A 21849-nucleotide genomic window follows, 5' to 3' on the forward strand; every position below is an offset into this window, starting at 1 on the left:
CGACAACGTTGTCAGAACGGTGCGGTACGGCCCTCCGGTGTGGATGGAGCACCGGCGGAGCGCCGTATCCGCCGTGCTCACGGCGCACACGGTCCGTCAACTGAAGGGCATCTACTGTGTCAGACCCACTGGCGCGTGCGGCGCACACCGCACGGCGCCGAACCCTCGCCGGAGTAGCGACCGCAGCCGTGGTCGCCCTCGCGACCGCCGCCGCGGGCACCCCCGCCTCGGCCGCCCCGGCCCCACGACTGGTCAGCGACCCCGTCTCCTACGTCAACCCGCTGATCGGCTCCACGAACCTCGGCAACACCTACCCGGGGGCGGTACGCCCCTTCGGCATGCTGGCCTGGAGCCCGCAGACCACCCGGGGCAACCAGGTCTCCACCCCCGCGCCGGGGGGCTACGAGTACGGCGCGACCCGGATCCGCGGCTTCAGCCTCACCCACCTCAACGGCGTCGGCTGCAACGGCGGCGCCGGCGACATCCCGATCATGCCGTACGTGGGTGACGTCGACTCCTCACCCACGGCCGACACCTCCGACGCGAAGTACGCGAGCGACTTCTCGCACGCCGACGAGACGGCTCGGGCCGGCTACTACCGGGTGGGCCTCGCCAACGGCGCCTCGGCGGAGCTCACCACCACCGAGCGCACCGGAACGGGCCGCTTCGGGTTCCCGGCCGACCAACCCGCCAGCATGCTGTTCCGCACCGCCAACTCGGAGACCGGCAGCACCGACGCCACCGTGCAGGTGGACGCGAAGGCCCGGACGGTCACCGGCTCGGTGACCGCGGGGAACTTCTGCGGCCCGCAGAGCCCGAACAACCGCAAGGGTCTCTACACCCTGCACTTCACCGCGCACTTCGACCAGCCGTTCGCCCGCTTCGGCACCTGGCAGGACGGCACCGTGACGCCCGGCGGCTCCTCCGCCACCGGCAGCACCGGCTTCGACAACGGCTACCCGGTGGCGGGTAAGGGCTCCGGCGCCTACGTCACCTTCGCCGACGGCACGAAGCAGGTCGGCGTCAAGGTCGCCGTTTCCTACGTCAGCCTGGACAACGCCGAGGCCAACCTGCGGGCGGAGAACCCGCAGCAGAAGACCTTCGAGGCGGTCCGCGCTGACGCCAGCAAGGCGTGGCAGCGTGAACTGAGCAAGATCAAGGTCGGTGGTGGCACCGCCGACCAGCTCAGCACCTTCTACACGGCGCTGTACCACTCCATGCTCGAGCCCACGCTCGCCAACGACGTCGACGGCCGCTACCTCGGCGCCGACGGCAAGCCCCACCAGCTGGCCAAGGGCCAGAAGGCGCAGTACGGCACCTTCTCCGGCTGGGACGTGTACCGCGCCCAGGTGCAGCTGATGACCCTGATCAACCCGAAGGCCGGCAGTGACTTCGCGCAGTCGCTGTTCAACTACGCGTCGCAGCGCGACGGCGAGTGGGACCGCTGGCTGCTGGGCAGCGGGAAGACGAGCGTCATGTCCGGTGACCCGGCGGCGCCGGCGCTCGCCGGCATCTACGCCTTCGGTGGCCGGGACTTCGACGTCAAGGGCGCCCTCCGCTCGCTGATCACCGCCGCGACGGTCCCGACGGCGAACGACTCGGACAGCGCCGGCTGCAACGTCGCCTGCGTCGGTCAGCGTCCCGCCCTCGACAAGTACCTCGAACTCGGCTATGTCCCGGCCGACGGCTGCTCCTGCTGGGGTGGTACGGCCGAGACGATGGAGGACGCCGTCGCCGACTTCGGCCTGGCTGAGCTGGCCGGGCGGCTCGGTGACCACGCGACCCAGAAGACCTTCCTCGACCGCTCGGGGAACTGGAGCAACGTGTTCGACCTGACGGCCACCCCGCAGGGCGGGTACCCCCGCGCCCGCAAGGCCGATGGCGCGTGGGCGGAGCGGTCCTTCAGCCCGGCGACCGAGAACGGGTTCGTCGAGGGCAGCAGCGCCCGCTACACCTGGATGGTCTACTCCGACGTGGCCGGTCTCGCCCGTGCGATGGGCGGTGACAAGGCGGCGGAGCAGCGGCTCGACGCCTTCTTCCGTACGCCGGACGGCAGCTTCGACTTCTCCGCCCGGGATCTCACGCGCTACGACCCGACCAACGAGCCGGACATGAACGCGCCGTACGTCTACAACTACCTGGGTGTCCCGCACAAGACGCAGGAGACGGTCCGGGCGGTGCTCGACCAGCTCTGGGGCAACACCCCCGGCGGCATCCCCGGCAACGACGACGCCGGCACCATGTCGTCGTGGTACGTCTTCTCGGCGCTCGGCCTGTACCCGCAGAACCCCAGCCGCGCCGACCTGGTGCTCTCCGCGCCGCTCTTCACCCGCGCGGTGATCGATACCGGACACGGCCGGGGTATCACGGTCAACGCCCCCGACGCCTCGGCGAAGAACCTGTACATCCAGTCGCTGCGGGTCGACGGCAAGAAGTCGACGAAGACCTGGGTCCCCGCCTCGCTCGTCGAGAAGGGCGGCAAGCTGGACTTCGCGCTCGGCGCCAAGCCGAACCGATCCTGGGGCAGCTCGCCCGCCGACACGCCGCCGTCGTTCGGTCAGGGCCGGCAGCCGTACCTGACCGGTGTCAGCCCGCAGGCCATGAAGGTGGAGCCGGGCAGCAAGGCGGAGACGACGTACAAGGTGCAGGCGCTCACCGACGACCCGGCGAAGGTTCGCTGGCACGTCACCGCGCCCGCCGGGCTGACCGTGACCCCCGGCGCGGGTGAACTCCGACTCTCCGGCGACGGCTCCGCCGCCATCACGCTGACCGTCTCGGCCGACGCCGGCGTGAAGCCCGGCGCCTACACCGTTTCGGTCACCGCCGCCACCTCGTCCGGGCGGGCGCTGCCCACCGTGACGCTCCCGGTGACGGTCGCCGTACGCGACAGCGTGCTGTGGAATTTGAACAACAACGGGATCTCGGCCGACGACACCAACCCGCAGGCCAACTTCGACACCGGCGGCTGGAGCTACTCCGCCAAGGCGCTCGAGGCGGCCGGGGTGACGCCGGGCTCCACCGTCTCGGTCAACGGGTTCGACTTCACCTGGCCGAACGTGGCCCCCGGCGACCCCGACAACATCCTCGTCGGCGGCGGCAACCAGGTGCTGCGCGTCGCGTCGGCCGAGGGTGACACGAAGCTGAGTGTGCTCGGCAGCGCCGCCTTCGGCGACGCGAGCGGCACGGTGACGCTCACCTACGCCGACGGCACCACCCAGCAGGCGGAGATCGGCTTCAGCGACTGGACGTTGAGCGGCGGCTTCCAGCAGCCGTCCTTCGGCAACCTGACGGCCGTGCACACCGCGTACCGCGACGTGCTGGGCAACGGCATCGACCCAGTGGGCACCTACGTCTTCGCGACGACCCCCATCGAGCTGCAGCCGGGCAAGCAGCTGACCAGCCTGACGCTGCCGACCAACGCCAACGGCGGCGTCATCCACGTCTTCGGGGTGGCGACCGCCTGACCGAAGCCGGGGCGAGGGCCCGTTCCACCCCACGGGGCGGAGCGGGCCCTCCTCCGTCTGCGGGGGAGGGGGCCGCCGAACGACAGACTCAAATATTGCTCAATTTCCATGCTCTCCGCGCTTTCAGATCATCGGGTCGGGCCTAGGTTCAGATCATTTCGCGCAATGCCACCCCCACCCGTGAAGCACTTGGAGGAGAGCGCATGGCCCCTACTCCACCGACGGACGCCGAGCTGAACACCCTGATCCGGGCCCGGCTCGCCGCGCTCGGCATCGACCTGGACCAGCTTCCGCCGGGTAGCACCCCGGATCCGGAGACCGGCTCGCCGGGTCAGGACTCCGTACTCGCGTCGCTGCGCTCGTTCCTGCGGGGCACCGTGGCGACGCTCGCCGCGTACCAGTTGCCCGTGAGCGGCGCCACCGACCCCGAGGTGGCCAAGGCGCTGTCGCAGCAGCACGCCCCGGTCCTCTACCCCGCGAACAGCACCGAATGGCGGAAGGCATGACTGGCGAACCACTCGACCGTTCGATCGACCGTAGGGCCTTTCTGACCCGCGCCGCCGTACTGGCGACCGCCTCCGCCGCGGGCGCCACCGTCGCGCTCCCCGCGATCGCCACGGCGGGCACGCCTGCGGGCAAGCGGGAACCCGCGCTGGACCGGCCCAACGCCTACACGAAGCCCCGGCCGGAGGCGCTCGCCGATCCGACCGAACTCACCATCGCCGAAGCGGCCTGGCTCATCCGCGCCGGCAAGCTCACGCCGCAGCGGCTGGTCGAGGCCATGCTGGCACGGATCTCCACGTACGACGGCGTCTACCAGGCGTTCAACGTGGTGCTCGCCGACGCGGCGATCGCCGCGGCACGGGACGCGGCCCGGCGACCCCGGCGAGGCGCGCTGCACGGCATCCCCCTGGCGATCAAGGACAACTACTACACCGAAGGGGTACGCACCACCGCGAACTCCTTCCTCTTCGAGAACTTCGTGCCGCCCTACGACGCCACCGCGGTGGCCCGGTTGAAGGCGGGCGGCGCGATCCTGCTGGGCAAGACCCAGATGGGGCCGCTGGCCACCACCCGGGCCACCACCCCGGCCGGCGTGGTCACCACGGTGAACGCCTGGGCGCCCGCCAACCGCAACGTCGACCCCGGCGGGTCGTCCACCGGCACCGCCACGGCGGTGGCCGGCCGGATGGCCACCTCGGGTATCGGCACGCAGACCGGTGGCTCGATCACCTCCCCGTCGAACGCGCAGAACCTGACCGGCCTGAAGCCGACCATGGGTCGGGTCTCGGCGGCCGGCATCATTCCGCTCACGTACACCCGCGACCATCCCGGTCCGCTGGCCCGCGACGCCAAGGACGCCGCCATCATGCTGACCACGATGGCGGGCGAGGATCCGGCGGACCCGCGCAGCCAGGGCCTGCCCGAGGTGCCCGATCTGATCGACGCGGCCACTCCCGTGTACCGGCGTAACCGGGTCAGGCTGCGCTGGGACACCCGCGTCGGCGTGCTGCCCGGATTCGCGGACGGCACCTCGGCCACCGCGCTGGCCCGGCAGGTGTACCTGACGCAGCTCGCCGCGATCCCCGGTGTCACGCTGGTCGACGTGGCTCTGCCCGAGGGGTGGAGCCAGCTGACCGGAGGCACCTTCAACAACGTGCGCCTGCCCGAGCGCAGCGAGCCGTTCATGCCGTACCTGCGCAGCGACCTGCGCGGTTTCGGTGTGTCGGTGACCAGCTGGTTGCAGGGCGCGTTGATGGGCGGCAACGAGTTCATCACCGGGCAACGGGCCAGGCTGCTGTTGATGGAACGGGTCCTGCACGAGCTCTTCGACGGGTGTGACGTCGTCGTGCAGACCGACCCGGTGCCCTTCGACATCCTGGGTCTGCCGGAGATCGCCTTCCCCATCGGGTTCACCGCCGCGGGAGTGCCGATGGGCACCATCCTCGGTGGCCTCCCGTACGGCGAGGACCGGCTCCTGTCGGTGGTCGCCGCCTACCAGGCCACGACGGACTGGCACCTGCGCCGCCCCGCCGACCCGTCTCCCGCGGCGCTGCGCACGCGAGCTGCCGACGCTCCCCGGTTGACGGCCGAACAGGTCGCCGAACTGACCCAGTGACGCGCGTGCAGGGCGGGAGGCGTTCCCGCCCTGCACCCGCACCGTCGGTGCTCGCGGCGGCCGGCTCTCCTCAGGCGGCGAAGCCGCCGTCGACGTTGATCGTGGCCCCGCTGATGTAGGCGGCGTCCGGACCGGCGAGGTAGGTGACGAGGCTGCCCACCTCGCCCGCGGTGCCGTAACGGCCGACCGCGATGTGCGGTCGGGTGATCTCGGCGAACGGGCTGTCGGCCGGGTTCATGTCGGTGTCGACCGGGCCCGGCTGCACCGTGTTCACGGTGATGCCCCGGCCACTGACCTCCCGGGCGAGCGCCCGCGTCAGACCGGCCACACCGGCCTTGGTCAGGGCGTAGACACTGCCGCCGCCGAAGTGGATCCGGTCGGCGTTGATGCTGCCGATCGTGATGATGCGCCCGCCGTCGCCGAGGTGCCGCAGCGCCTCCTGACTCGCCATGAAGACGGCCGTGAGGTTGACGGCGAGGTTGCGGTCGTAGTCGGCTTCGCTGATCGATTCGACGGGGCCGACGACGGTGACGCCGGCGTTGTTGACGAGGATGTCCAGCCGACCGAAGCGTTCCACCACCTCCGCGACGCCGGCACGCACGGCCTCCCGGTCGGCGGCGTCGACCCGCAACGCCACCGCCGTGCCGCCGGCCTCGCCGATCGACTTCGTCACCGTCTCGGCCCGCTCGGCGGAGGAGTTGTAGGTGATCGCGACCGTCGCGCCCGCCGCCGCGAGCCGCTGGGCGATGCCCGCACCGATGCCGCGGGAGCCGCCGGTGACGATCGCGACCTTCCCGGCCAGAGTCTTCGTCGTCATACTTGCCTCCATCTTTGTTGAATGCCCATTCAAGATGTCATGCGAGGTCGGGACGGCCAAGTGATATCTTGAATGAGCGACCAAAAAGTGTGGGAGGTCACCATGGCGATGGGCAGGCCACGCGAGTTCGACACCGGGCGCGTTCTGGAGTCGGCGCTGCACGTCTTCTGGACCAAGGGCTACGAGGGCGCCACCATGGCCGATCTGTCGACCGCCACCAACCTCAAGCCCGGCAGCATCTACGCCGCCTTCGGCTCCAAGGCAGGCCTGTTCAAGCAGGTCGTCGACCACTACAGCAGCACCGTCTTCGGCTACGGCGCCGAGGCGATCGAGGCCGACACGGCCCGGGAGGTCGCGCGACGCTGGCTGCTCGGGGCCGCCGACGCCACCACCGGAACCGACACCCCACCCGGCTGCCTGCTGGTCCAGGGCGCGCTGGTGGCCGGCGACACCGCCGCCGAGGCCAAGGCCGACCTCACCGCCCGCCGGCGCAGCGCCGAAGAGCTGCTCACCGAACGCTTCGCCCGCGCCCGGGCCGCCGGCGACCTCCCGCCGGCCGTCGAGCCACGTGACGCCGCGGCCTACGTCATCGCCCTCTCCCAGGGCTTCGCGGTCCAGGCCGCCTCCGGCGCCGGCCGCACCGAGCTGCGACGCCTGGCCGAACTCGCCCTGCGCAAGCTCCCCTGGGAATAGTTCCTCCCTGATCGACCGTTCCCGTCGAATCGTCGGCGCGGAATCCGCACACTCCACCGGATATCGCCGCCCGGGCGGCCCGGGTGCCGCTCCGGCGAGGCTCAAGATTTGCTCTAGTGCGGGCCCGGCCGTTCCTCAAATCGATCGAAGCTTGTTGAATCGATCGAGTCCGATGTGGCGCGGCCGCCCTCTCGGTCCCTTTTTCGTCGTTCAACGTGAAGGGATGTCTGGTGAAACGAAGACTGTCTCGTACCGCGGTTCCGGTCGCGTGCGTACTGGCGATGATCGGTGCGCCGGTGCTGACGTCCGGATCCGTGGCCACCGCCGACAAACGGGTACCGAAACCGGAAGCAGTGCTCGGCTGGGTGCCCTGCGCCGACTTCAAGCTCGCCACCTACGAGCAGATCGCCGACTACTACCGGAAGCTCGACAAGGCCAGCGACCGGATGAAGCTGGTCGAGATCGGCAAGACCAGCGAGGGTCGGCCGCAGTTGATGGCCATCGTCTCCTCCGAGAAGAACCTCAAGGACGAGAACCTCGAGCGTTACCGGGAGACCTCCGTACGGCTCTCCCAGGGCGACAAGCTCTCCGAGAAGGACGCGCGTGACCTGGCGAAGACCGGCAAGGCCGTCGCCTGGGTCGACTTCGGCATCCACTCCACCGAGGTGGCGGGGCACCAGACCGCGCCGCAGTTCGCGTACGACCTGGTCACCAGCGAGACCCCCGAGGCCCAGTCGATCCGGGACAACGTCGTCACCCTGCTGGTGCCGAACGTCAACCCGGACGGCGGGACGAAGGTCGCCGAGTGGTACCGCAAGAACCTCGGCGGCCCGTACCAGGACGCCGGCTATCCGGAGCTGTACCAGAAGTACGCCGGCCACGACAACAACCGTGACTGGTACATGTTCAACCTGCAGGAGACCCAGAACGTCGGTCGCCAACTCTTCCACGAGTGGATCCCGCAGGTCATGCACAACGTGCACCAGACGGCGGTCTTCCCCGCCCGGATCAGCATCCCGCCCTACGAGGACCCGCTGAACCCGAACATCCACCCCCAGGTGGTCCGGGGCGTCAACCTCGTCGGTGACGCGATGGGCCAGCGGCTGGAGCGCGAGGACAAGGGCGGCGCACTGGCCCGCCAGTCCTACGACATCTGGTGGAACGGCGGCGCCCGCACCGCGCCGTACTACCACAACCAGATCGGCATCCTGACCGAGACGGCGCACGCCTCGGCGACGCCGCGCTACTACGACCCGGCGAGCTTCCCGAAGACGTTCGCCGACGGCACCTCGACCAGCGAACCGTCGGTCTTCTACCCCAGCCCCTGGAAGGGTGGGGAGTGGCACCTGTCGCAGAGCTGCGAGTACATCAAGACGGCGTCGTGGGCGATGCTGCGGGTCGCCAGCGACGACCGGGAGGCCCTGCTCGCCGGCGTGGCGAAGATGGCCCGGGACGGTGCCAAGAACGGCGCCAAGACCACCTACGTGATCCCCGCCGACCAGGCCGACTTCCCGACCGCCACGAAGCTGGTGGACAAGCTGCGGTGGAACAACGTCCGGGTCGAGCGCGCCACGGACTCGTTCGTCGTGGGGGAGCGCACCTACCCGGCCGGCAGCTACCTGGTGCGTGAGGCCCAGCCCTACCGGGCGGCGGTCCTCGACCTGCTCAACGCGCAGAAGTACCCGGACCGGCGGCTCTACCCCGGAGGCCCGCTGGAGCCGCCGTACGACATCACCGGCTACACCCTGTCGTTCCAGATGGGCGTGACCGTCGACAAGCTCGACGAGAAGGTGCGCGCCAGCACCGTCGACGTCGACTGGCCGACCGTGCCGGCGGGGGTGGTCGCCGGCGCGCCGAAGCACGCGTACGCCCTCGACCCCCGGGTCAACGACAGCGCGACCGCGGTGAACGCGCTGCTCGCCGCCGGGGACAAGGTCTCCCGTAGCGACGGCGAGGTGACGACCCGAACCGGCAAGCTGCCGGCCGGAACCTTCCTGGTCACGCCCGGGGCGGGCACCGACACGCGGGTGACCGAGCTGGCCACCCGGTTGGGCCTGAGCATCGCGGCGGTGGACGCGAAGCCGAAGAAGGTGACCAAGATCGCCGCGCCGCGGGTCGGCCTGTACGACGGGTACAACAACTACGACGAGGGTTGGACCCGGCTCATCCTGGAGCAGTTCGGGTTCGGGTACGAGAAGTTGACGAACGCGGCGGTCCGCGCCGGTGACCTGCGGGCGAAGTTCGACACCATCGTGCTGCCCGACGCCACGTACAACTCGATGCGCAACGGCCGGGCCGCGGGCTCCCTGCCCGCGGAGTACACCGGCGGGATGACCGACGCCGGCGTGGCCAACCTGAAGGCGTTCGTCGAGGCCGGCGGCACCGTGGTGACCTTGAACCGGGCCGCCCAGCTGCCGATCGAGGCGTTCGACGTGCCGGTCACGGACGTCACGCAGGGGGTGGAGGAGACCCAGTACAACATCCCCGGTTCGGTGCTGAACCTGAACGTCGACGGCAGTGACCCGGTCGGCTCCGGATTCGGTTCGAACACGGCGGCGTTCGTCGCGGACGGCCCCGCGTTCGAGGTCGAGGAGGGCGCGAAGGGCGTCTCGGTGGCGGCCACCTGGCCGGAGTCGAACCTGCTCAAGAGCGGTTTCCTCCTCGGTGAGGACGTCATCGGCGGGAAGGCCGCCGTCGTGACGGCCAAGGTGGGCGACGGCCAGGTGGTGATGATCGGCTTCAAGCCGCAGCACCGGGCGCAGTCGCACGGCACCTACCGCCTGCTCTTCAACGCGATGTACCTGGGAGGTCAGAGCTGACCTGACAGCCCGTGGCGGCCGGGCGCGCACGCGCCCGGCCGCCACGCCGTCCCCGGGTCTGACCGACTGTCCGATCCGGCCACTCGTCGGGCAATAAGCTGCGGGCATGCCCGAATCGCCAGAATCCGGAGGGAATCTCCGCACCGTCGTGCTGGCCGGCCTGGTCAACCTCGGTGTGGCGGTGGCGAAGGGCATCGTGGGGTTCGTCTCCGGTTCGGCGGCGATGCTGGCCGAGGCCATGCACTCGCTGGCCGACACCGCCACCGAGGTGCTGCTCTTCGTCGGCCTACGCCGCGGCGCCCGGCCACCCACCGAGGAGCGGCCGTTCGGGCACAGCCGGGAGACGTACGTCTGGGCGCTGCTCGCCGCCGTCGCCACCTTCCTGATCGGCGGCGGCCTCTCGATCGACGAGGGCGTCGAGGCGATCCGGTCCCCCGACCGGCAACAGCAACAGCTCCTCGCGTACCTCGTGCTCGCCGTCGCCGCCGTGCTCGAGTCCATCTCGCTGGCCCGGTCGGTCCGCCAGATCCGGGCCCGGGCCCGGCGCTTCGTCGTCCACCCGCTCCTGCTGGTGCGGCAGGGCTCCGACACCCCGACCAGGGCCGTCTTCTTCGAGGACTCCGCAGCCCTGGTCGGCCTCGCGCTGGCGGCCGCCGGAGTGGGCCTCACCCACCTGACCGGTGATCCGCTCTGGGACGGCCTGGCGTCGATAGCCATCGGCGTGCTGCTCATCTGCGTCGCCGGGATCCTGGGCTACAGCAACATCACCCTGCTGATCGGCCGCTCGGTGCCGGCGCGTGGACGGGCCAGGATCCGGCACGAGCTGCTCGCCGTGCCCGCCGTGGAGCGCGTGCACGAGCTGCTCACCCTCCACCTCGGCCCGGAGAGCATTCTCGTCGCCGCGAAGGTCGACTTCGTCTCGACGGCGAGCAGCACCGACGTCGAGGTCGCCGCCGACGAGGCCGAGCGGCGCCTCCTTGAGCTCTTCCCGACGATCCGCTACGTCTTCCTCGACCCGACCGGAGGCGGCGGATCCGAGGTACGCCCCACCTCGCCGACCTGACCGGACGGGACGTGGGTCGCGGCGGCGTCGCCTGCGGACACCTGCCAGCCCGGCTACCGAGAGGCGGGGCCGGGCCGGCAGGTCGCTACCAGGCGTGGACCAGTGGTTCGTTGAAGATGCGCTCGCCGCGGGCCAGCTCCCGGAGAGGTGCCGACGCGAGGAGTGCGCCGGTGCGGTCCAGCGCGCGTAGGGTGACTTCCGCACCGACATCCAGCGTGAGTACGGCCGCACCGCTTCGGACCTCTGCCGAAGCCCGCACCCCGCCAGGAGCTTCGGCGGCGACGGCATCGACGCGGGCCGCCCCGGGTGGTGGGACGACCAGCAGCCGATTCGTCAACACGGCGTGCCCGCCGGAGGCAGCCGGCACCCGGACCGCGGCCAACTTCGCCGAGGTTGCGACCGCCGTTGCGACCAGTGAGACCTTGGCGCTGGAGAGGTCTTCTCCCGCAGCGTCCTCCGAAGCGATGTTGCCGGGCCCGGCGAGTGCCAGCAGGCTTCCCTGGGCTCCCACGTGCAGCACGAGAGGGCCGGTGCCCGAGGCCGGGCCGACGACGGCGGCCTCCGGATGGCCTTCGCCGTCCAAGCGTCCGGACCAGCGGACCACGGGGTCAGGGGTGGACGGCAGGCCGGTCATGTCCATCAGCGTCCGGTAGGAGACGCCGCCAAACCGCTCGGCCCGCCACGCGTCCATTCTTCTGGAGGTAGCTCCGGCAGGCAGGGCGTCGGCCAGCTCGGTCGGCTGGTACCGGCCACCTTCGCCACGGATGACGTCGCTACGGTCGCCCACCGGCTCTGCCACCCGGACCTGCCCCTCACACTCGACCCGCCACCACCCGCGAACCCGCGACGCATCCAGGACGACGTAGTCACCCGTCGGCGACGGTTCCCACCGCCGGCGTACGGCTCCGTCCGCGCCCACGACGGCTCCGTCCGCCACCGAGACGATGCAGCCGGCCGGAGCGAGACCCAGGAATGCCTGTGCCTCCGGCCCCTGCAGGTACGCGGCATCGATCACGCTGAACGGGCTCACCCGCCCGTTGACGAAGCCGGTGTGGTTGCGCAGGGCCTGCTGAGGCGGGGTGCCCGCCGGAACCTTCTGGTCGACCAGAGCAGCGGCCGTGTCCGAGTGATAGACGACCAGTATCTGCCGGAACCCGGCCGACTCGTCGGCGTAGAGCACCTTGACCTGCGGCAGTGACTCGGACACCCGAAGCTCGGCGCGGTTCCGGTCGAACAGCCTGGTCAACTCCTCGATGAGATCCCCGTCTGCGGCCAGGCTCCCTCGCGTCGGTGAGTTGATCAGCCGCCACTCCCAGTCCGAGGTGATCGGATAGCCGGTGGCCACCCAATCGCCGGACGGGTCTTGGCCGCCCGATCCGGCACCGAGTGTGACCGGGCCGAGCAGCGCCGCGGCGATAACGCCGGCCACCGCCGCTCCCAGGCCGGCGAGTCGGCGGCGCTTGCGCCGTCGGGCGTGACGCAGCAACCGGCCGTACGGATTTTCGTCCGGCACCACCGATTCCGCGATCCGTGCCAGCCCGGTACGCAGTTCGTCCACGCTCATGCCCGATCCCCCATCAACTCGCCACCGACCCCCGGCCGAGCAACCGGGGCCGGCCGCAGCACCGCACGCAACCGAGCCAGCCCACGCGCGGCCTGGCTCTTCACCGTCCCGACGGAGCAGCCCATCGTCGCCGCGACCTCAGCTTCGGAAAGGTCCTCCCAATACCGCAGTACCAGCACCGCCCGCATCCGCGCGGGCAGCTGATCCAGAGCCGCCAGCAGTTCGTCCCGAACAACGACCGCCTCGGTGGAGTCCGGGCGAGACCGATCCGGCACGGCCGCGGTCAGCAGCTCGCGCATCCCGAATCGCCGCCACCGACTTGTCCGCTCGTTGACCATCGACCGGCGCACGTACGCCATCGGGTCACCGACCGTGCGCCAATGCCGCATCGCCTTGAGCAGGGCGTCGTGCACCAGGTCCTGCGCCGTGTCCCGGCTACCGGTCAACAGGTACGCCGTTCGCAGCAGATCGCCGTAGCGCACCTCGACGAACTCGCGAAAACCGCCGTCATCCACCCGCCGCCCCCTCGCCGTGACCGCCCATCCTGCCGCTCCCTCCCCGCCGCGCTGTCACCGAAGACGACGCGGAAGGGGGCCCGAAGGTTGACAGGCCTCGACGTACACCGACCACTGCGAGCGCGGCTACGGATGGGAGGGGCCCACCGGTGGGCACGGCCCAGGCCGGCGAGGGCGACGCGATGAGCAGGTCAGCGGCGGTCTCCGGCAGCGGGCAGCGGAGCAACCGGAGTTCCCGAGGTGGGATATGGATGCTCTCGAGGGCCGGGCGCGCCGAGACCTCGGTCGACGGCGAACCGCCCGACGCGGCGCGTGCCGCGTCGGGCGGGCCCGAGTCATGCGCAGGGTCGACCGGCGCAGACGTCGATGACCTTGCCGGTGAGCAGGAACGTCGCCTTCTGTTGCTGCGCTCCGGGCTGGGCGCGCGGGAACTCGTGCGGGTCGTCGCCGTACTCGGGACCGGCCGGGGCGAGGTTCGTCGTCGGTGGCGCGTACGCCGCGCCGCTGTTCCAGATCACGATCGCCGAACCGGTGTACGGGTACCTCGCGATCGGCCGGATGCCCCAGTAGGGCTTCACGTCGGCCGACCAGCCGGCGGCGAGGGCAGGTGTGTGCAGTCGAGCGCCGATGGTGCGCGCCTGGACCTCGGCCGCGGCGGGGGAGACCTGCTGGTCGCCGAAGGCCACGTGCATGAGCACCTGATGTGCGGGGGTGCGCGGCAGCGGCCGTTCGGTCATGTGCTGGGCGTACCCGTTCGCCTCCGACCGGTCCCAGAGCATCTGCAGCAGGGCGAAGATCAGCTGTTGGTCGGCGCGATCCGGGTAGGAGCCGTCCATGATCTGCTGGAACGGGGCGAAGTCCACGCTGCGCTGCAGCAGCGTGGAGTAGTTCATGGCCGGCACGCCGAGCACCGAGCGGGTCCAGTCCTGGGCGATGGCGGTGAGCGCGCCACCGTTGATCCCACCCTGACTGTTGCCGTCGTAGTGCAGGCCGCCCGCCACGTCGATCAGCGGCCGTCCGTGAGCGTCCTGGAACGCCGGTTCGGCGGCGAACCCCTTGCGGTGGATCATCGCCCGGCCCAGGAAGAGGAAGTTCAGGTAACTCTGCTGCAGCCGGTCCACCACGGCGGGGAAGGCGCTGAGGTCGGCGAAGGTGTCGGCCACGTAGGGCACGTCGGCGTCGGCCATGCCGATCCAACTGGTGGCGCAGAACGTGAAGTCGTAGGTGGCCGACATCGTCTTGACGTTGCCGGCGTTGATCTCGGTCGGCTTGCCGAGCAGCCCGTGGCCGTAGAGCGACAGGTGTGCCGGGCGGGACGCGGAGGCGCTGCGCGGGATGTTGCAGACGAAGTCCGCCTGCACCGTCGCACCCGACGGCGTGGGCAGCGCGTACCTGGTCGGCGGCGTCCCGTCGCCGCGGGTCGGCCCGTAGTGCAGCCGCGAGCCGGGGCCACCGTCGCCGGTCAGGTACGACGGCACGCCGACCGTGCCGACCACCTGCCGCGCGATCCGCGGGTCCTGCTCCGGCGTGTAGTCGGTGACCTGGCTGACGGTGACCGGCGGTGCCGCGGCGCGCAGAGCGCCGAACGCGCTGTCGCGGATGCTCAACATCCGCCCGGTCAGACCCTGCCGGCTGGCCACGGTGAAGTCCCAGGCCAGATAGAGGTTGTGACGCTTGACGCCGGCTCGGCTCAGGTCGGCGAAGACTCGCTTCAGTTGGGGCACGCGGGGATCCCGGCGGCCGAGACCGGCGCCGGTGAGGTAGGACTTGAACGCCTTCGGCGTGGGGATCACCGACCGCTGCGCGTCGCGCATGCCGCGCAGGCCCACGACGTACCGGGTGCCCTCGGCGAGCGCCACCGCCGGGCGGATGATGAGCAGCTGCCGGTCGGGCTGACCGGTGCCGTGCGCGTCCAGCTCCGCCCAGTACGGCGTGCGTTCGCCGGTGGCGCTGTTGACGAGCACGATCGGCGCGTCCGGGGCGAGCGAGCGGCCGATGTCGGTGACCGGGGCGATCCCGGTGGCCGCCGCGTCGAGGCCGGGCACGTGCACGAGGATCGGTGAGCCGGGACTGAACCCGTCCTGCCGGTTCCACTCCGTCGGGTCGATCGGGACGCCCTGCACGTTCGACGGCATCGCGTCGGCCGTGAGCCGCACCCGCTTGCCGGTCGGGCTGGCCGGATCGGGCACGGTGAAGTAGTCGTTCGGGAACGGCAGCAGGCAGGCGGTCGGGTCGATCGGATCACAGTCGCCGTTGGTGGCGGGATGCGTCGGACCGCCGGGCGGGGTCGCGGCGGCGGCCGTGCCGAGCAGCACGACACCGGCGGTCACCAGCGCGGACACGGAAAGACGGAGCCGGCTGCGGGTCGTCACACGCATCTCCTTCGACGGTGGACTCAGTGGACGGACACCCGGTGAGGTGCGAGGCGGAGGCGGGCGCGGACCGGGTGCGGGGTGGTGTTCTTCCTACGCCCGGTACCGGCCATCGGCAAGAGGTGATCCAACTGCGAGGCCGTCGGTTCCGACGTGCCGGTGGAACCGACGCAAACCCGTCTCCTGCAGGTGTCGGAACGCGACCCGGTCCACGTGCCGACATCTGCACAGTGACCGGGGACGGGTCGACTCCTAGATTCGAAACTTGGAGTGATCATGTGGACGGTGAGCGTCATCGGCCGTCGATCGCCCCGCCTTCTCCAACCCCCGACCTGAGAGGTGATCTGATGCACCTTCTGCCCTCCAGGCGCGCGGTGTGGCGTTCGGTGATGGCCGCTTCAGTCGCGACCGTCCTCGTCGCGACCGGCGCCACCGGGCCGGCCACCGCCGCACCAGGTGGCCATCCGCCGGACGGTCCCGCGCCCTTTCAGGCCATCGATCCGCAGAACTGGCAGAACCCGGACTCGATGACCTGGGACGACTACAAGCGGGTTCCGGGCAAGAACTGGGCCGACCCGAACGTGCGCGGATCCGTCCGCAACTTCAACATCGCCCTGGTCACCCTGGACTACGTCGACCAGCCCTTCGTCATCACCCAGCCCGCCGGCTCGACGGTCTTCGGCAACCCGCAGGCGAGCGCCACCAACGTGCCCCGAACCCAGGTCTCGCAGTTCTACACCGACTTCCTCAACAAGCCGGGCGACCTGAACAAGGGACACACCCTGCACGAGTACTGGATGCAGGACTCCAACGGCCGCTACGGCGTCGACCTCACCGGCTTCGGCCCGTACGAGATGCCGGCGAAGTCCTACCAGTACGGCATCGACAACGGCTTCAACCCCGGCGCCTGCCCGGCAGGGGACACGTGTGCGAAGAACATCCGCACCGACGGTCTGGGCGCCTGGCGCGCCGCGGTCGGCGAGGAGGTGGCCGACAGCTTCGAGCTGGTCTTCATCCTCTCCGCCGGCCAGGACGAGTCCTCCACCTGGCAGGAGTTCGGCCAGATGATGTTCCAGACCAAGGAGGACGTGCCGGACGCCTGGGGCCCGCCGGACCCCGCGCTGCCCAACTGGGCGTCGACCCGCTACGTCCCCTGGACGTCTTGGAAGGCGGCGGCCACCATCTGGCCGAACGCGGGCGGCGGCTCGTCGACGCAGGCGGAGAGCTCGGGCATGGGCGTCTACGCCCACGAGCTGAGCCACCTGCTGAGCATCGGCGACAACTACAACAACCCGTACGGCACCCCGCTGCGTCGCGCGTACACCGGCATCTGGAGCATGATGTCGCGCGGCTCGTTCAACGGCCCCGGCGGCCCGCACACCCGCTGGCAGATCCCGCCGGTGAACGGCGGATCCATGGGGTCGCTGCACACGCTGCGGGACAAGCTGAAGATCGGGCTGCTCGGTGAGGAGCACGCGCTGCGGCTCTCGCGGGAGGCGCTCGGCACGTCGGGCATGGTCGTCGCCGACGTGACCGCCCGCGCGGTGGACGCGGGTGAGAACGGGCTGACCGGCATCAACATCGCCATGGACGCCGACCGCTCACCGGCGTGCACCGTGGCGACCGACCCGCTCTGCGACGGTGGCCGCTACAACAACTACACCGTCGAGGTCGTCGACCGGATGGGCGCAGACTCGTTCACGCCCGACAACGGCGTACTGATCAGCAAGACGAAGAACGCCGACAGCGCGCCGTTCGTCTGGGTCGTCGACGCCAACCCGCAGGACATCGACATGGTGGACTTCTACCAGCCGGACGGCACCCCGCAGAAGATCACCATGGGTGACTACCGGCAGCTCTCCGACGCGCTGTTCCACGCGGGCGCCAACTCCGGCAGCGAGTACGAGTACGTGGACGAGGCCAACCGGCTGCACTTCTACGTGCTCAACCTCCGCCGGGACCGCGCCGGCGTGCTGTCGTACACGGTGGCGGTCCGTTCGCTGGACGGCGCCGGTCCGAGCCGGCACGGCGTGAAGCTGTCCAAGGGCCACCTCGAGACCCGGGGCAAGCCGAGCGGCAAGGGCGCCACCTGCTCGTTCGACCTGACCAACACCGGTCGGTACGTGGCCGGCGGGCAGCCGCACCCGGAGGACGCCAGCGCGTACCTGAAGTCCGACGTGTACCGGCTCTCGGCGAGCGTCGGAGGCAAGGGCTGGCAGGTCGAGCTGCCGAACGAACTGGCCACGGCCGAGTTCGGCGACAAGACGTCGGTCGACGTGTCGGTGGGCGCCAGCAAGAAGGCGAGCCCGACCACCCTGGTGACGCTGACCGCCACCTCGGAGAGCGACCCCAGCAAGACCGTCACCAGCCAGTGCCGGGTCGAGCGGCCCCGCGCGCAGCTCGGCTGACGCCCCAGGGCGCGACGGGAGACCTGCCCGCAGGCCCGGGGCGGTGGGATGATCACCTGCCCACCGCTCCGGGCCTGCGGCCACCGAACGATCTGGAGGACTGATGCGGCGTCTGCTCGCAGCGCTGTTGCTGCCGTCGCTGGCGACCGGCGCGCTGACCGCGTGCGGCGACGCCGAGGAGGCCCGTTCGGCGACGACCGTGCGGGTTCTCGTGCGGGACATCAACATCCGGCCGGAGGGCGTGGAGTGCGCCGGAACCGGCCCCTACACCCACTTCCACAACCGGTCGCCGTTCCAGGTGATCGACGCTGACGGCCGAACCCTGGCCGAGGGCGCCCTGCCGCCGGGCACCTCGGTGGCGACCTTCAAGGAGGACCTGGAGGTGGAGCGCGTGCCCACGTACTGCGAGTTCGCCGTCCCCGTCACGGTGGCCGATCGCAGCGCCTACCAGCTGGTCGTCGACGGGCACCCGCCGATCGCGCTCACCCCGAACGACAGCGAAGGGCCGGCGCTGGTCGCGGTGGTGCCCTCATGACCCGCGGGTACGCCCGGCTGGCCGCCGTCGTGCTGGCGCTGTCGGTGACGCTCTCCTCTGCCGCCTGCTCCGGTGGTGAGGACGCGCCGGCCCGGCCGGAGTCCGTCGCCGGTGGGGCCTCGGCGCTGCCCGGCCCGGCGCCGGCGAACCTCGCGCTGCGCCCGGCCCCGTCCGGGCTGCCCGGCGCGCCCGCCGTCACCGGCGCGCTCACCGACGGAAGCCCCGTCACCCTCGCCGACCTGTGGGCCGACCGTCCGGTGGTGCTGACCTTCTTCAGCTCGTGGTGCACCCTCTGCGCCGAACGACAGGGCGCCCTCAGCGAACTGGCCCGCACCCACCGGGACAAGGTCGTCTTCGTCGGGGTGGCCACCGAGGACGAACCGCAGGAGCTGCAGCAGTACCTGCGGGAGCACCGGGTGGAGTATCCGGTCGTGCTCGACGAGGACGGCGCCATCGCGCGGTCGTACGCCGTGCGTGAACCTCCGACCGTGGTGGTGATCGCCAAGGGCGGCGCGCTGCTGCGGGGCTGGCCCGGCGGGGTGGACGCGGCGGCGCTCGATGGCAAGCTCCGCGAACTGGTGCTGGCCTCGTAGCCGGTGCCGAGACGACGGATCAACCCCCACATCGAACGGGTGAGACTTTCGCGTTCGCTCGTCGCCGGGGCCCGGGTGGGTCGTAGCGTGCGGTCGTGGACAGAGTGCGTATGCCTCGCCGGTTGCTGCTCACGGGAGCCGGCTCGGCCGCCGTGGCCGCGCTGACGGCCTGCCAGGCCAGCCAGTCCACCACGCCCCCCACACCACAGCCGACCCACCCAACCACCAACGGACAGCTGGATGAGGCAGCGCTTCGCCGGAAGATCGCGAGTCTGCTCGTGGTGGGCTTCCGCGGCGACTCCGTGGGTCGCGATGACTGGATCATCAGGGCGATCCGCAACGGCCTCGGCGGGGTGATTCTCTTCGATCGCGACCTGCGGACGGACACCGAACGTAACATCCGCTCACCGCAGCAGGTCACGACGCTGATCCGGGACCTGAAGAACGCCGCGCCGGGCCGCCGGTTGATCGTGTCGATCGACCAGGAAGGCGGACGCACCTCCCGCTTGAAGCCGGACAACGGCTTTCCCGCCACCAGGTCCGAGGCCGAGATCGGTGCCGAGAACTCGCCGGCGGCGACGCGCGAGTGGGCGCGGGGACTGGTCGCGAGCCTCACGCGAATCGGTGTCAACCTCAACTACGCGCCGGTCGTCGACCTGAACGTCAACCCCGAGAGCCGGGCGATCGGGAGGCTCGACCGTAGCTTCTCCGCGAACCCCGACGTGGTCGTCAGCAACGCCACCGAGGAGATCCACGCCCACCGCACTGCGGGCGTCAAGACCTCGCTCAAACACTTCCCGGGCATCGGCAGCGCCGCCGGCAACACCGACTTCGAGGTCGTCGACGTCAGCTCCACCTGGAAGCCCGTCGAGCTGGAACCGTTCCGGCGACTGATCCGGGCGGGCTCGGCGGACTCGGTGCTCGTCGCTCACGTGCTCAACAAGCAGCTGGATCCGAACCTGCCCGCGTCACTGTCGCCAGCAACCGTCACGAAGCTGCTGCGCGGCGAACTGGGCTGGCAGGGCCCGGTGGTCAGCGACGACATGCAGGCCGCTGCCATCACCCGCCGGCACGGCTCCGCCGACGCCGTCCGCCGGGCGTTGCAGGCCGGCGTCGACCTGCTCGTCTTCGCCAACCAGCAGGTGTTCGACCCGGGCATCGTCGACAAGACGGTGAACACGGTGGTCGACCTGGTCCGCCGCGGGCAGCTCAGCCAGGAGCGGATCGACCAGTCCGTCGCCCGGGTCGACGCGCTCCGCCCGAAGGGCTGAGCCGAGGCTGCCCGCTGGTTCCCGCCGCGCCCGACGCGACGATGTGTCCCGGGTGGAGAGAGCGTCGATGAACAGTATGAACGCAATGATCACGTTTGCCGGAGACCCTGCCTAACCTCGCAGCGAGGCGCATCGATGCGCCGGTGAGGACGAGGAGCCCTGCCGTGATCACGTCGAGAACCACCCGACCTGCCCGCCGGTCCCGCCGCCCGCTCGGGCTGGTCACCCTGCTCGGCGCGGCGTTGGTCGGCGCCCTGACCGTCGCGCCCGCCGCCCAGGCGGACGCGCCACCTCCGGCGGTGACCGAGTGTCCCGCGAACCTGACCGGCAAGGCCACCTGCTACACCGGCCAGGACACCAACGGGGCCTACTACGCGATCGCCATCCCCAACCGGTGGAACCGCTCGCTCGTCGTGCACGCCCACGGCGGGCCGGACCTGGGCGACACGTCCGACCCGCAGCGCAGCGTCGAGGACCTGGACCGCTGGGCGGTCATGGTGGACGAGGGCTACGCCTGGGCCGGCTCGTCCTACCGCCGAGGCGGCTACGGCACCCGGATGGCCGCCACCGACACCGAGAACCTCCGCCGCCTCTTCGTCACCGAGTTCGGCAAGCCGAAGCGGACGTACGTGCACGGGCAGTCGTGGGGCGGAGACGTCGCCGCCAAGGTCGTGGAGACCTACGCCGGGGCGCGCGGGCCGTACGACGGCGCCCTGCTCACCAGCGGCGTCCTCGGCGGCGGCTCGCGCGGCTACGACTACCGGGTCGACCTGCGCGTCGTCTACCAGTACTACTGCCAGAACCATCCCCGGCCCAGCGAGCCCCAGTACCCGCTCTGGGAGGGCCTGCGAGCCGACTCGACCATGACCACCAACGGGCTGCGCGCCCGCCTGCAGGAGTGCACCGGCTACGCCTCCGACCCGCTGGAGCGTACGGCGTCGCAGCAGCGCAACCTCGACGACATCCTGGCCGTGACGGGCGTGCCGGAGCGCACGCTGGAATCGCACCTGCGGTTCGCCACCTTCACCTTCCGCGACATCGTCCACGCTCGGCTCGGCGGGCGTAACCCGTTCAGCAACGAGGGAGTCCGCTACGCCGGCTCACACGACGACGCGGCGCTCAACGCCGGCGTGCAGCGCTTCTCCGCCGACCCGACCGCCCGACGCGACCTCTCCTACGACAGCGACCTCACCGGCAAGGTCTCCATTCCGGTGCTGACCCTGCACGCCATCGACGACCCGACGGCGTTCGTCGAGCACGAGGCCGCCTACCGCGCCAGTCTGCAGGGCGCCGGTCGGGAGGAGCACCTGGTGCAGACCTTCACCCGGGAGTCCGAGCACAGCGAGCTGAGCAACGCCGAGTACGCCGCCTCGATCTCCGCGCTCGACGGGTGGGTGCGCACCGGCCGCAAGCCGACACCCACCTCGATCGCGGCCTCCTGCGCCGGCTTCGACCGCAGCTACGGCACCGGTTGCTTCTACGAGCCGCGGTTCCGTCCCGCCCCCTACGCCTCGCGGGTCAACCCGCGCCCGGGCGGGCTGCGTTGGCCGGCCATGACCGCCGGCCAGGAGCGGAGCTGGAGCCGGATCGAGAACGTCGGGATCGCCCCCTGACCA

15 protein-coding genes are annotated in these 21849 nt (G+C 70.8%); 11 read left to right on the forward strand and 4 right to left on the reverse strand.

Features of this window, described 5'->3' with window-relative positions; translation table 11 throughout:
- The first annotated feature begins 188 nt into the window (after window positions 1-188).
- The 3 genes from D7147_RS09810 (at window position 189) to D7147_RS09820 (ending at window position 5583) form a co-directional block, all read left to right on the forward strand.
- Window positions 189-3464, forward strand: coding sequence for a GH92 family glycosyl hydrolase (locus tag D7147_RS09810; protein WP_233563057.1), 3276 nt, complete (start codon window positions 189-191; stop codon window positions 3462-3464).
- A gap of 203 nt (window positions 3465-3667) precedes the next feature.
- The gene (locus D7147_RS09815) at window positions 3668-3970 is read left to right on the forward strand and encodes a hypothetical protein (protein ID WP_120675937.1); all 303 of its coding nucleotides are present in this window, start codon (window positions 3668-3670) and stop codon (window positions 3968-3970) included.
- Window positions 3967-5583: an amidase gene (locus tag D7147_RS09820; RefSeq protein WP_120675939.1), complete on the forward strand. Its 1617-nt coding sequence runs from the start codon at window positions 3967-3969 to the stop codon at window positions 5581-5583. Before D7147_RS09815 ends, D7147_RS09820 begins: the two co-directional genes overlap by 4 nt.
- Before the next feature lie 70 nt (window positions 5584-5653).
- Here the strand turns inward: D7147_RS09820 and D7147_RS09825 are convergent, their stop codons facing one another.
- Complete coding sequence (locus tag D7147_RS09825) at window positions 5654-6400, reverse strand: 3-oxoacyl-ACP reductase family protein (protein WP_120675941.1); 747 nt, start codon at window positions 6398-6400, stop codon at window positions 5654-5656.
- A gap of 72 nt (window positions 6401-6472) precedes the next feature.
- Between D7147_RS09825 and D7147_RS09830 the strand changes: the two genes are divergently transcribed.
- The 3 genes from D7147_RS09830 to D7147_RS09840 all read left to right on the forward strand — a co-directional run bounded on the left by D7147_RS09830 (window position 6473) and on the right by D7147_RS09840 (window position 10975).
- Window positions 6473-7093: a TetR/AcrR family transcriptional regulator gene (locus D7147_RS09830; RefSeq protein ID WP_199716419.1), complete on the forward strand. Its 621-nt coding sequence runs from the start codon at window positions 6473-6475 to the stop codon at window positions 7091-7093.
- A gap of 230 nt (window positions 7094-7323) precedes the next feature.
- Window positions 7324-9912, forward strand: coding sequence for a M14 family metallopeptidase (locus D7147_RS09835; RefSeq protein ID WP_147437381.1), 2589 nt, complete (start codon window positions 7324-7326; stop codon window positions 9910-9912).
- A gap of 106 nt (window positions 9913-10018) precedes the next feature.
- Window positions 10019-10975, forward strand: a complete 957-nt coding sequence (locus tag D7147_RS09840; protein ID WP_120675945.1) for a cation diffusion facilitator family transporter — start codon at window positions 10019-10021, stop codon at window positions 10973-10975.
- Between the two features lie 85 nt (window positions 10976-11060).
- Here the strand turns inward: D7147_RS09840 and D7147_RS09845 are convergent, their stop codons facing one another.
- From D7147_RS09845 to D7147_RS09855, 3 genes are all read right to left on the reverse strand, one after another.
- Window positions 11061-12539: a hypothetical protein gene (locus D7147_RS09845; protein WP_147437382.1), complete on the reverse strand. Its 1479-nt coding sequence runs from the start codon at window positions 12537-12539 to the stop codon at window positions 11061-11063.
- A complete protein-coding gene (locus tag D7147_RS09850; protein ID WP_120675949.1) occupies window positions 12536-13054 on the reverse strand; it encodes a SigE family RNA polymerase sigma factor in 519 nt (172 codons plus the stop codon). The genes D7147_RS09845 and D7147_RS09850 overlap by 4 nt, the downstream gene beginning before the upstream one ends.
- 335 nt (window positions 13055-13389) lie before the next feature.
- The gene (locus tag D7147_RS09855; protein WP_120675951.1) at window positions 13390-15426 is read right to left on the reverse strand and encodes a hypothetical protein; all 2037 of its coding nucleotides are present in this window, start codon (window positions 15424-15426) and stop codon (window positions 13390-13392) included.
- A gap of 389 nt (window positions 15427-15815) precedes the next feature.
- Between D7147_RS09855 and D7147_RS09860 the strand changes: the two genes are divergently transcribed.
- The 5 genes from D7147_RS09860 to D7147_RS09880 all read left to right on the forward strand — a co-directional run bounded on the left by D7147_RS09860 (window position 15816) and on the right by D7147_RS09880 (window position 21846).
- On the forward strand, window positions 15816-17834 hold the full coding sequence (locus tag D7147_RS09860) for a M6 family metalloprotease domain-containing protein (RefSeq protein WP_199716418.1): 2019 nt from the start codon (window positions 15816-15818) through the stop codon (window positions 17832-17834).
- Window positions 17835-17937: 103 nt separating this feature from the next.
- Window positions 17938-18369, forward strand: coding sequence for a hypothetical protein (locus D7147_RS09865; RefSeq protein WP_120675956.1), 432 nt, complete (start codon window positions 17938-17940; stop codon window positions 18367-18369).
- Window positions 18366-18962: a TlpA family protein disulfide reductase gene (locus D7147_RS09870; RefSeq protein WP_120675957.1), complete on the forward strand. Its 597-nt coding sequence runs from the start codon at window positions 18366-18368 to the stop codon at window positions 18960-18962. The genes D7147_RS09865 and D7147_RS09870 overlap by 4 nt, the downstream gene beginning before the upstream one ends.
- 95 nt (window positions 18963-19057) lie before the next feature.
- The gene (locus D7147_RS09875) at window positions 19058-20233 is read left to right on the forward strand and encodes a glycoside hydrolase family 3 N-terminal domain-containing protein (protein WP_233563058.1); all 1176 of its coding nucleotides are present in this window, start codon (window positions 19058-19060) and stop codon (window positions 20231-20233) included.
- A 164-nt stretch (window positions 20234-20397) separates the two neighbouring features.
- Window positions 20398-21846 (forward strand): hypothetical protein, encoded by a 1449-nt coding sequence (locus D7147_RS09880; protein ID WP_199734140.1) that lies wholly within the window; start codon window positions 20398-20400, stop codon window positions 21844-21846.
- The last annotated feature ends 3 nt before the right edge of the window (window positions 21847-21849 follow it).

The organism is Micromonospora musae, assembly GCF_003626545.1.
In the GTDB taxonomy this organism is placed as follows: Bacteria; Actinomycetota; Actinomycetes; order Mycobacteriales; family Micromonosporaceae; genus Micromonospora; species Micromonospora musae.